The organism is Prauserella sp. PE36 (assembly GCF_003311655.1).
Taxonomy (GTDB): Bacteria; Actinomycetota; Actinomycetes; order Mycobacteriales; family Pseudonocardiaceae; genus Prauserella_A; species Prauserella_A endophytica.
This window is the reverse complement of record NZ_QEQT01000001.1, coordinates 1-9,555: the sequence shown is the minus strand read 5'-3', so window position 1 is coordinate 9,555 and position 9,555 is coordinate 1. Positions and strand designations below refer to the sequence as shown.

Annotated in this window: 11 protein-coding genes and 2 tRNA genes; 2 read left to right on the top strand and 11 right to left on the bottom strand. The window is 69.5% G+C overall.

All coding sequences use genetic code 11. From position 1 onward, the window contains the following. Nucleotides 1-94: 94 nt before the first annotated feature. The 3 genes from DI005_RS00055 to leuC all read right to left on the bottom strand — a co-directional run bounded on the left by DI005_RS00055 (nt 95) and on the right by leuC (nt 3,005). The gene (locus DI005_RS00055; RefSeq protein ID WP_112271822.1) at nt 95-733 is read right to left on the bottom strand and encodes an HU family DNA-binding protein; all 639 of its coding nucleotides are present in this window, start codon (nt 731-733) and stop codon (nt 95-97) included. 228 nt (nt 734-961) lie between these two features. After that, nucleotides 962-1,564: a 3-isopropylmalate dehydratase small subunit gene (gene leuD, locus DI005_RS00050; RefSeq protein ID WP_113640921.1), complete on the bottom strand. Its 603-nt coding sequence runs from the start codon at nt 1,562-1,564 to the stop codon at nt 962-964. A gap of 25 nt (nt 1,565-1,589) precedes the next feature. Further along, nucleotides 1,590-3,005 (bottom strand): 3-isopropylmalate dehydratase large subunit, encoded by a 1,416-nt coding sequence (gene leuC, locus DI005_RS00045; protein WP_112271818.1) that lies wholly within the window; start codon nt 3,003-3,005, stop codon nt 1,590-1,592. A 98-nt stretch (nt 3,006-3,103) separates the two neighbouring features. Here leuC and DI005_RS00040 point away from each other — a divergent pair, with 98 nt between their 5' ends. After that, the gene (locus DI005_RS00040; RefSeq protein WP_112271816.1) at nt 3,104-3,823 is read left to right on the top strand and encodes an IclR family transcriptional regulator; all 720 of its coding nucleotides are present in this window, start codon (nt 3,104-3,106) and stop codon (nt 3,821-3,823) included. A gap of 17 nt (nt 3,824-3,840) precedes the next feature. Here the strand turns inward: DI005_RS00040 and DI005_RS38830 are convergent, their stop codons facing one another. The 7 genes from DI005_RS38830 to gltX all read right to left on the bottom strand — a co-directional run bounded on the left by DI005_RS38830 (nt 3,841) and on the right by gltX (nt 7,376). Then, nucleotides 3,841-4,041 carry a hypothetical protein gene (locus DI005_RS38830; RefSeq protein ID WP_228713843.1) on the bottom strand — a complete coding sequence of 67 codons (201 nt, stop codon included), beginning with the start codon at nt 4,039-4,041 and terminating at the stop codon, nt 3,841-3,843. Between the two features lie 14 nt (nt 4,042-4,055). Continuing rightward, nucleotides 4,056-4,310 (bottom strand): hypothetical protein, encoded by a 255-nt coding sequence (locus DI005_RS38825; protein ID WP_228713842.1) that lies wholly within the window; start codon nt 4,308-4,310, stop codon nt 4,056-4,058. A 138-nt stretch (nt 4,311-4,448) separates the two neighbouring features. Beyond that, nucleotides 4,449-4,526, bottom strand: coding sequence for a hypothetical protein (locus DI005_RS38820; RefSeq protein ID WP_233519916.1), 78 nt, complete (start codon nt 4,524-4,526; stop codon nt 4,449-4,451). A gap of 199 nt (nt 4,527-4,725) precedes the next feature. Next, nucleotides 4,726-4,798: transfer RNA gene (locus DI005_RS00030), tRNA-Glu, on the bottom strand. Nucleotides 4,799-4,860: 62 nt separating this feature from the next. Continuing rightward, nucleotides 4,861-4,932 (bottom strand) — tRNA-Gln (locus tag DI005_RS00025). Between the two features lie 93 nt (nt 4,933-5,025). Beyond that, complete coding sequence (locus tag DI005_RS00020) at nt 5,026-5,718, bottom strand: HAD family hydrolase (protein WP_113640919.1); 693 nt, start codon at nt 5,716-5,718, stop codon at nt 5,026-5,028. Between the two features lie 176 nt (nt 5,719-5,894). After that, the gene (gene gltX, locus DI005_RS00015; RefSeq protein ID WP_112271813.1) at nt 5,895-7,376 is read right to left on the bottom strand and encodes a glutamate--tRNA ligase; all 1,482 of its coding nucleotides are present in this window, start codon (nt 7,374-7,376) and stop codon (nt 5,895-5,897) included. Between the two features lie 89 nt (nt 7,377-7,465). On the opposite strand from gltX, the gene DI005_RS00010 reads away from it, so the two are divergent. Next, complete coding sequence (locus DI005_RS00010; RefSeq protein ID WP_113640918.1) at nt 7,466-8,692, top strand: FAD-dependent oxidoreductase; 1,227 nt, start codon at nt 7,466-7,468, stop codon at nt 8,690-8,692. A gap of 28 nt (nt 8,693-8,720) precedes the next feature. Here the strand turns inward: DI005_RS00010 and DI005_RS00005 are convergent, their stop codons facing one another. After that, complete coding sequence (locus DI005_RS00005) at nt 8,721-9,491, bottom strand: fumarylacetoacetate hydrolase family protein (RefSeq protein WP_113640917.1); 771 nt, start codon at nt 9,489-9,491, stop codon at nt 8,721-8,723. Between the last annotated feature and the right edge of the window lie 64 nt (nt 9,492-9,555).

Here is a 9,555-nt window from a genome sequence, read left to right as displayed (position 1 = left end):
GATCACCGGTTTGAACAGCGTTGTGTGCTTCTGGTGCGCGGCATCCCACTCCGAGAAGTGAGCCGGAACGAACCGGCACAGCCCGGTAGCGGACTTACTTCTTCTTCTTGGCGGCAGCGGTGGTCCGCTTGGCCGCGGTCTTCGGGGCCGCCTTGGCGGTGCTGGCCTTCGCCGTGCTCTTGGCGGGGGCCTTCTTCGCGGTGGTGGCCTTGGCCGTGGTCTTCGCGGTGGTCTTCGGAGCCGCCTTGGTGGCAGTGCTCTTCGCGGCCGTCCTCGACGAGGCGGCCTTGGTCGCCGTGCGGCCCGTGGTGCTGCGAGCCGTCGTGGCGCGGGAGCGCGTGGTGGTGCTACGCGTCGCGGTCGGCCTGCTGGCGGCCGCCCTCGTCGTGGTGCCAGTGCTCCGCGTCGACGTGGAAGCCGTCGAACGCTTGGCCGTGGTGGCCTTCGGCAGCTTCTTGGCGCCGCTCACCACGTCCTTGAAGGTCGTACCGGCGCGGAAGGCCGGGACGTTGGTCTTCTTGACGCGCACGGTCTCGCCGGTGCGCGGGTTCCTGGCGGTACGGGCAGCCCTGGCGCGCTTCTCGAACACACCGAAGCCGGTGATGTTCACCTTCTCGCCCTTGTTGACCGTACGGATGATGATGTCGACGAGGTTGTCGACAGCCTGCGAAGCGACCTTCTTGTCGCCCAGGCGCTCGGAGAGCGCCTCGATCAGTTGGGCCTTGTTGGCCATTCCAGTCCTCCAAGAAGAACTACTTGTTACCCGGCCACACCGGCCGACATGCGCACACGGTATTACCAACGCAGCACAAATTCCAAACGGCACGCGGATTTTTTCCTTATCGGGTGCGCTGTTACGCCCCCGGCGGGCCCCGTTCGGGGCCCTTCCGCAGCCGTTTGGCGTGGTTTCGCCGGCCGCCGACCGAGCGCGGATTCCCTTTCTGAGCAGGGAATCCGTGTCTCAGGAAGCCGCTTGAGGGGTGGTCAGGGGCTTCCAGGAGGGCCGCTGGGCCTCGAACGCGGCGATCTCGTCGGCGTGTCGGAGGGTGAGAGCGATGTCATCGAGCCCCTCGAGCAGCCGCCAGCGGGTGTAGTCGTCGATCTGGAAGGGCGCGGTGAAGTCCTTGGCCCGTACTGTCTTCGCCTCGAGGTCCACCGTGACCTCCGTGCCGGGCTCGTTCTCGAGCAGCTTCCAGAGTTGCTCGACGTCCGACTGCTCGCACTGGGCGGCCACCAGACCCCCCTTGCCGGAGTTGCCTCGGAAGATGTCGGCGAACCGGGAGGAGATGACCACCCGGAAGCCGTAGTCCTTGAGCGCCCAGACGGCGTGCTCGCGGGAGGACCCGGTGCCGAAGTCGGGGCCGGCGACGAGGACGCTGCCCTGCCGGAACGGCTCCTGGTTGAGGATGAACTGCTCGTCACCGCGCCAGGCGGCGAACAGGCCGTCCTCGAAGCCCGTGCGGGTCACGCGCTTGAGGTAGACGGCCGGGATGATCTGGTCAGTGTCCACGTTGGACCTGCGCAAAGGCACTCCGACGCCGGTGTGCTTGGTGAAGGGCTCCATGGTTTCGTGACTCCCTGACTGAGGTCTAGTTGAGGTCTTCGGGCGAGGAGAGGGTGCCCCTGACAGCGGTCGCGGCTGCCACGAGCGGGGACACCAGATGGGTCCGGCCGCCCTTGCCCTGCCGTCCCTCGAAGTTGCGGTTCGAGGTCGAGGCGCTCCGCTCCCCCGGCTTCAGCTGGTCCGGGTTCATGCCGAGGCACATCGAGCAGCCGGCCTGCCGCCACTCGGCGCCCGCGGCCGTGAAGACCTCGTCGAGCCCCTCCTCCTCGGCCGCCTTGCGCACCCGCATCGAGCCGGGCACCACGAGCATGCGCACGTTGTCGGCCACCTTGCGGCCCCTCAGGACCCCCGCGGCGGCCCTCAGGTCCTCGATCCGGCCGTTCGTGCACGAGCCGAGGAAGACGGTGTCCACCGCGATCTCCCTCAGCGGAGTGCCCGGTTGAAGATCCATATAGGACAGGGCCTTCTCCGCGGCGAACCGCTCGGTCTCGTCCGCGATGGCGGCCGGGTCCGGCACCGACTCCCCGAGCGGGAGGCCCTGGCCGGGGTTGGTGCCCCAGGTGACGAACGGTGTCAGCTCGTTCGCATTCAGGTGAACCTCGGCGTCGAAGACGGCGTCGTCGTCGGTGCGCAGCTCCCGCCAGTCGGCCACCGCGGCGTCCCAGTCGGCGCCCTTCGGGGCGTGCGGGCGGCCCTTCAGGTAGGCGAACGTCGTCTCGTCGGGGGCGATCATGCCCGCGCGGGCGCCCGCCTCGATCGACATGTTGCAGATGGTCATCCTGGCTTCCATCGACAGCGACTCGATCGCGCTGCCTCGGTACTCCAGCACGTAGCCCTGCCCGCCGCCCGTGCCGATCTTGGCGATGACGGCGAGGATGATGTCCTTCGCCGTGACGCCGGGGCGCAGGTCTCCCTCGACATTGACCGCCATCGTCTTGAACGGACGCAGCGGGAGGGTCTGCGTGGCGAGCACGTGCTCGACCTCGGACGTGCCGATGCCGAACGCCATCGCGCCGAAGGCGCCGTGCGTGGAGGTGTGGCTGTCGCCGCACACCACGGTCATCCCCGGCTGTGTGAGGCCGAGCTGCGGGCCGATGACGTGCACGATGCCCTGCTCCGCGTCCCCCATGGGATGGAGCCGCACGCCGAACTCCTTGCAGTTGCGGCGAAGAGTGTCGACCTGTGTCCGCGAGACCGGATCGGCGATGGGGAGCTCGATGTCCACCGTCGGGACGTTGTGGTCCTCGGTCGCGATCGTGAGGTCGGGCCTGCGTACCTGGCGTCCCGCCAGCCGCAGTCCGTCGAACGCTTGCGGGCTCGTGACCTCGTGCACGAGGTGCAGGTCGATGTAGAGCAGGTCAGGCTCCGCGCCTTCGCCGCGCCGCACCGTGTGCGCGTCCCAGACCTTCTCTGCCAGCGTGCGGCCCCGCTTCTCTGCCATCAGGGCTCCTCCATTGAATGAGCGTGTGTGCGAGCTTGAGGAGTCGGCTCCGTCCCGGATTCTGGACTTCCCAAACTCCGGGATTATAGTATCGCCTTGTGGGACAGCATAACCCTGACAACCAGCAGAGCGGTATCGGCGTCCTGGACAAGGCCGTCGCCGTCCTGCACGCCGTGGCCGAGGAACCGTGCGGCCTGGCGGAACTGTGCACCCGCACGGGGTTGCCGCGCGCCACCGCGCACCGGCTCGCCGTCGGGCTCGAGGTGCACCGGCTGCTGCGCCGTGGCCCCGACGGCCGCTGGCGTCCCGGTGCCGCGCTCGCGGAGCTCTCCGGTGGCACCACGGATCCCTTGTTGGACGCGGCGAGCGTGATCCTGCCGAAGCTGCGCGACATCACGGGCGAGAGCGTGCAGCTGTACCGCCGCGACGGCGTGCAGCGCATCTGCGTCTCCACCGCGGAACCGCCGAGCGGGCTGCGCGACACCGTGCCGATCGGCGCGCGCCTTCCGATGACGGCGGGTTCGGGCGCGAAGGTGCTGGCCGCGTGGGCGGATTCCCACACCCAGCGCACGATCCTGGCCGAGGCCGTCTACGGCGAGCGGACGCTGCTGGAGGTGCGGCGCCGCGGCTGGGCGCAGAGCGTCGCCGAGCGGGAGCCCGGCGTGGCCAGCGTCTCTGCTCCGGTAAGGGACTCCTCCGGCACGGTCATCGCCGCGGTGTCGGTGTCGGGACCGGTCGAGCGCATCGGGCGCAAACCAGGAGCCCGCTGGGCGGCCGACCTCCTCGCGGCCGCGGACGCGATCCAGGAACGCCTGTAGCGCCAGGGGTTGCCGGGTCAGGTGAGGCGCACGGGGTTCACGATGTCGGCGGTGCTGGTGAGCACGAGCCCCGGTGTCACCGTGGACAGTCTGGTGTAGTCCACGGGCGACCCGTCGGCCCGGCCCCGCAACGCGCGGATCCGGTTGCGCGGCCGCTCGTACCAGACCACCGCGATGTGCCCGCCGCCCAGCGGCAGCAGCGGCGACGTGTCGAACACGGCGGGGAACAAGGTCAGGCCCGCGCCACGTCTGCGCGAACATGTCGCGTGCGAAGCCCGCGGCACCGGGGACGGCCCCGGCCTGGCCCGGTGCCGACGATCTCGACCGGACCGTCTTCCTGTGCTTGTGGACGGTCGACGCGCGCGACGTCCACGGTCAGCGGCAGCACCTGGCCGTCGCGCTCGACCTCGATCGCGCGGGCGCGAGGCCGCCCGGCCCGCACGCGGGCGCGGGAGCCTCGCCGACAGTACGTGCGTCGCGGGCTCACGGTGGACACCCTCACGGCCGGCGCGGAGAGCCACGAAGCCGACGCGCACGTTGACGGCGATGCCGCTGCCCATCACCCCGGTGCGTTCCAACGCGGCGCACCGCCAGATCGCACTGGGCTGCTCGTCGAGCGTCGTCGTCAGGCCTGTTCGGTCTCGCCCCGGCGGAAGGAGAACATCTTCGGACCGAAGCCCACGAAGAACCGCCGTACCTTCATCGCAAAAGCCTTGGTGGCGAGCAGGTGCCCCGCCTCGTGCAGGCAAGCACCCGACCATCGGCTCCTGCCGAAGGGCCTACCTACGGGGGTCCGGGGGCGAAGCCCCTCCGGGCGGGGTGTGGGGCTTGCACCCCCACAAGACACAACGGAAAAGGCCTCTGTCTGCGCTTTCCGCAGACAGAGGCCTTCGCCTTTTACGTACCCCCGATGGGATTCGAACCCACGCTACCGGCGTGAGAGGCCGGCGTCCTAGGCCGCTAGACGACGGGGGCTAGGAGGTGTTGCTTCCTTGTTGCTGGAGAGAAACTTACCAGACCGGTTTTTCCCTCTGCAGCTGGGGTACCAGGACTCGAACCTAGACTAACTGAACCAGAATCAGTCGTGCTGCCAATTACACCATACCCCAAAGAGGTGCCTCGCCCGAGCGCGCTCCGGCTCAGCACCACTGGAGAGAAATACTAGACCACGCCGGAAACGGCGCCTCAACCGGCCCCGGCTGTCAGCGCTGCGCGGGCACGCCTACCCGCACGAACTCGGAGACCAGCAGTTCAGGGAGCTCGGCGAGGCCCGAGATGACGTGCACGCCAGAGGGCACGTCCGTGACGGCCTCGCCGCGGTTGAGCCAGACCCCACCGAGACCCGCGTCACGGGCACCCACGGCGTCGGTGCGCAGCTTGTCGCCGACATGCACCGTCTCGGACATGTCACAGCCGAGCTTGAAGCAGACCGAGTGGAACATCACCGGATCGGGCTTGGCGACCCCCACCTCGCCCGCGATGGCCACGTAGTCGAAGAAGCGCGCGAGCCCCAGGCCGGCCAGCTTCTCGCGCTGGTGGGCTCCCGAGGCGTTGGTCACAGCGGCGATGCGCACGCCTGCGGCGGTGAGCCACTCCAGGCACGGCAGGACATCGTCGAACAGCCGCCACGACGCGCGCAGCAACTCCTTGCGGCCGGCCTCCAGCTCGGCCGCCTCGACGAGCCCGACGCACGTGCCCAGCTCGGCCAGGAACGCCTGCGTGCGCCTCGCGTGCATCTCGGCGTAGTCCAGCTCGCCCGACACGACCCTCGCGACGTGCTCGTCGGTGACCCGCTCCCACAGCTCCCACGCGTCGGTCCTGCCGATGAGCGCCTCGAGCGATCTTCGGCTGGCGGCCGTGAAATCGATCAACGTGTCATCGATGTCAAGGCACACGAGCCGGAGCGCGGGTGGTTCCCAGGGAGGCGCGTCGTCGCGAGCGGAAACGGTTTGCGGTGCTGTCGGGGAGCCAAGCGCAAAAGCCACCCGCCGAGGCTAGGGCACTTTCCGCTTTATCGACTCGGCTGAGGAGGTGATAAAACCGGGTCTGTTTCGGTCCAGGTGGTCTACGCTCAGTTGCCCGGCAGCGCCCGACGCAACCGGCCGAGTGAACGCTCCCGGCCGAGCAGTTCCAGCGACTCGTACAGCGGCGGCGAAACCGTGCGTCCCGTCACCGCCACCCGCACGGGTGCGAACGCCTTGCGTGGCTTGAGCCCGAGTCCCTCCACGAGTGCGTCCTTGAGCGCCTGCTCGATGGCCGCGGTCTCCCAGGACGGCAGGGCCTCGAGCGCCTCGATGGAGGCCCGCAGCACCGGCTCCGAGTCGGGGCCGAGCGCCTTCGTGGCCGCGGCCTCCTCCGGCGCGAAATCCTCCTCCGCGATGAACAGGAACCGCACCAGACCGGTCGCCTCCGAGAGCACGACCACGCGTTCCTGCACCAGCGGTGCGATCGTTCGCAGCTTCCCGAGCTGCTCCTCGGTGGGTTCGGCGGGCAGCACCCCGGCCGAGACGAGGTAGGGCACCGTGCGCTGCACGAAGTCCTCGTGCGCAAGCGCCCGGACGTGCGTGCCGTTGATGGCCTCGGCCTTCTTCACGTCGAAGCGGGCCGGGTTGGCGCTGACCTTCGTGATCTCGAAGGCCTCCACCAGCTCCTCGACACTGAAGACGTCGCGGTCGTCGGCGATCGACCAGCCGAGCAGGGCGAGGTAGTTGAGCAGCCCCTCGCGAATGAACCCGCGGTCCCGGTAGTTGAAGAGGTTTGAGGAGGGGTCCCGTTTGGACAGTTTCTTGTTGCCCTCGCCCATCACGTAGGGCAGGTGCCCGAACTCGGGCGTGAACTCGGCGACCCCGATCCGCGTCAGCGCCTGGTACAGGGCGATCTGGCGGGGCGTCGACGGCAGCAGGTCCTCTCCGCGCAGGACGTGCGTGATGCGCATGAGCGCGTCGTCGACCGGGTTGGTCAGCGTGTAGAGCGGCTGACCGTTGGCCCGCACCAGCACCGGGTCGGGCACGGTGCCGGCCTTGAACGAGATCTCGCCGCGCACGAGGTCGTTCCACGACAGGTCCTCGTCGGGCATCCGCAGCCGCAGCACCGGCGAGCGGCCCTCGGCGCGGAAGGCGGCCTTCTGCTCCCCGGTGAGGTCGCGGTCGAAGTTGTCGTAGCCGAGCTTGGGGTCCTGTCCCGCCGCCCTGCGCCGCTCCTCCACCTCCTCGTTGGTGGAGAACGCCTCGTACAGCTCCCCCGCCTCGAGCAGCCGCTTGGCGACATCGGCGTAGATCTCGCCGCGCTCACTCTGCCGGTAGGGGCCGTGCTCGCCGCCGACCTCGGGACCCTCGTCCCAGTCGAGGCCGAGCCAGCGCAGCGCGTCGAGCAGCGCCTCGTAGGACTCCTCGGAGTCGCGCGCGGCGTCGGTGTCCTCGATCCGGAACACCAGCTTGCCGCCGTGATGGCGGGCGAAGGCCCAGTTGAACAGCGCCGTGCGGATCAACCCGACGTGCGGGGTCCCGGTCGGCGACGGGCAGAAGCGGGCGCGGACGGCGATGTTCTCAGTCATAGCCCATCCAGCGTATCGCCCTTGACGTGCGCGGCTTCTCGCTGCATGGTGAGTTTATTCAACGAACGATGAATAAAGGAGCGAGGGCGATGAACGAACGGACGACGTGCGTGGTGGCAGGCGGCGGACCCGCCGGGATGGTGCTGGGGCTACTGCTGGCGCGGGCCGGAGTCGAGGTCACCGTGCTGGAGAAGCACGCCGACTTCCTGCGGGACTTCCGCGGCGACACGGTGCACCCCTCGACCCTGCGCCTGCTCGACGAGCTGGGGCTTGGGGAACGCTTCGCGAAGCTGCCGCACGACCGGATGGAGAGGATCGCGTTCCCCGTCGGCGAGCACGACGAGGTCACCGTCGGCGACCTGCGCAGGCTCAGGACCGCTCATCCCTACATCGCCATCGCACCGCAGTGGGATGTGCTCAACCTGCTGGCCGAGGCCGCGGAGGAGGAACCGGCCTTCCGGCTGCGGATGCGCACCGAGGTCACGTCGCTGATCCGCGAGGGCGGGCGCGTGCGAGGGGTGCGTTACCGGACCCGGGACGGTGAGACCGGATCCCTCTACGCCGACCTCACCGTCGCCGCCGACGGACGCTGGTCGGTCGCGCGCCGGGACGCCGGGCTGGCGCCCAAGGAGTACCCGGTGCCGATCGACGCGTGGTGGTTCCGGCTCGGCCGCGAACCGGGCGAGGCCGGCGGCACCCTGACGCCGAGGATGCGCAACGGCCGCATGGCCATCGTGATCCCGCGCGACACCTTCTTCCAGATCGCCTACCTCGGCAGGAAGGGGATCGACGCCCAGCTGCGCGCGGCCGGAATCGAGAGCTTCCGCGCGGAGGTGGCCGAGGTGGTGCCCCAGATGGCCGACCGGCTCGGGGAGCTGGAGTCGATGGACCAGGTCAAGCACCTGGACGTCCGCCTCAACCGGCTGCGCCGCTGGCACGTCGACGGGCTGCTGTGCATCGGCGACGCCGCGCACGCGATGTCACCGATCGGCGGCGTCGGCATCAACCTCGCGGTGCAGGACGCGGTCGCGGCGGCGACGCTGCTCGCCGGGCCGCTTCGCAAGGGCACGGTCTCGCCCTCGGTGCTGGCGAAGGTCCGCGCGCGCAGGCTCGTCCCGACGGTTCTGGTGCAGGCGCTGCAGCGGCTCCTGCACCGGACGGTCGCCCAGCCGCTCGTCGACGGAAAGCGGCTGGGCCCGCCGAGGCCGATGGTCGAGTTGCTCCGGCGTGTGCCGCGGGCTTCGGTCGTCCCCGCCTACCTGATCGGGATCGGCTTCCGGCCGGAACACGCGCCGGAGTTCGCGAGGCGGGTCTGACGGATCTTTCGGCCAGGCGCCTCAGGCGTTAGGCCTTCTGCACCGAGTTGGTCAGCGTGCCGATGCCCTCGATGGTGATGGAGACCTGCTGCCCGTCGGTGATCGGGCCGACGCCCTCCGGTGTGCCGGTGAGGATCGTGTCCCCGGGCAGCAGCGTCATCACCGACGACACGAACTCCACTAGCTGCGGGATCTTGTGCACCAGCGCCGACGTGCGCGAGTCCTGCTTGATCTCGCCGTCCACCTCGGACTTGAGGGCGAGGTCGGCAGGGTCGATCGAGGTCTCGATCCACGGCCCGAGCGGGCAGAACGTGTCGAACCCCTTGGCCCTGCCCCACTGCCCGTCGGACTTCTGCAGGTCCCGCGCGCTCACGTCGTTGGCGATCGTGTAGCCGAGGATGGCCTGCGCCGCCCGCGCGGCGGGCACGTTTCGCACCGGCTGACCGATGACCACGGCCAGCTCTCCCTCGAAGTCCACACGCGACGACGCGGGCGGCAGCTTGATGGCCGCGTTCGGGCCGATCACGCTCGTCGACGGCTTCAGGAAGATCATCGGCTCGCCGGGGACCTCGTTGCCGAACTCCTGCGCGTGCGCGGCGTAGTTCCGGCCCACGGCGATGACCTTCGACGGCAGGATGGGGGCCAGCAGCCGGACGTCGGCCAGCGGCCACTGCCTGCCGGTGAAGCTGGGCGTGCCGAACGGGTGGTCGGCGATCTCCTTGACCACAGCGTTGGTGTCGTCGCCCTCGACGGACACGAACGCGACGCCTTCGGGATGAGCAACTCGAGCTAGACGCACTCTTGAATCGTAGGCTGTCACGCGGAGCGTGTCCGTTTGGGCGGTGGTGGGAGACGGGCGGGCG

Excerpts from the sequence above, each read along its gene's own strand:
- leuD (WP_113640921.1), bottom strand. The coding sequence starts at position 1,564 with ATGGAGCCCTTCACCAAGCACACCGGCGTCGGAGTGCCTTTGCGCAGG.
- DI005_RS00010 (WP_113640918.1), top strand. The coding sequence starts at position 7,466 with ATGAACGAACGGACGACGTGCGTGGTGGCAGGCGGCGGACCCGCCGGG.
- gltX (WP_112271813.1), bottom strand. The coding sequence starts at position 7,376 with ATGACTGAGAACATCGCCGTCCGCGCCCGCTTCTGCCCGTCGCCGACC.
- DI005_RS38820 (WP_233519916.1), bottom strand. The coding sequence starts at position 4,526 with ATGAAGGTACGGCGGTTCTTCGTGGGCTTCGGTCCGAAGATGTTCTCC.
- leuC (WP_112271818.1), bottom strand. The coding sequence starts at position 3,005 with ATGGCAGAGAAGCGGGGCCGCACGCTGGCAGAGAAGGTCTGGGACGCG.
- DI005_RS00055 (WP_112271822.1), bottom strand. The coding sequence starts at position 733 with ATGGCCAACAAGGCCCAACTGATCGAGGCGCTCTCCGAGCGCCTGGGC.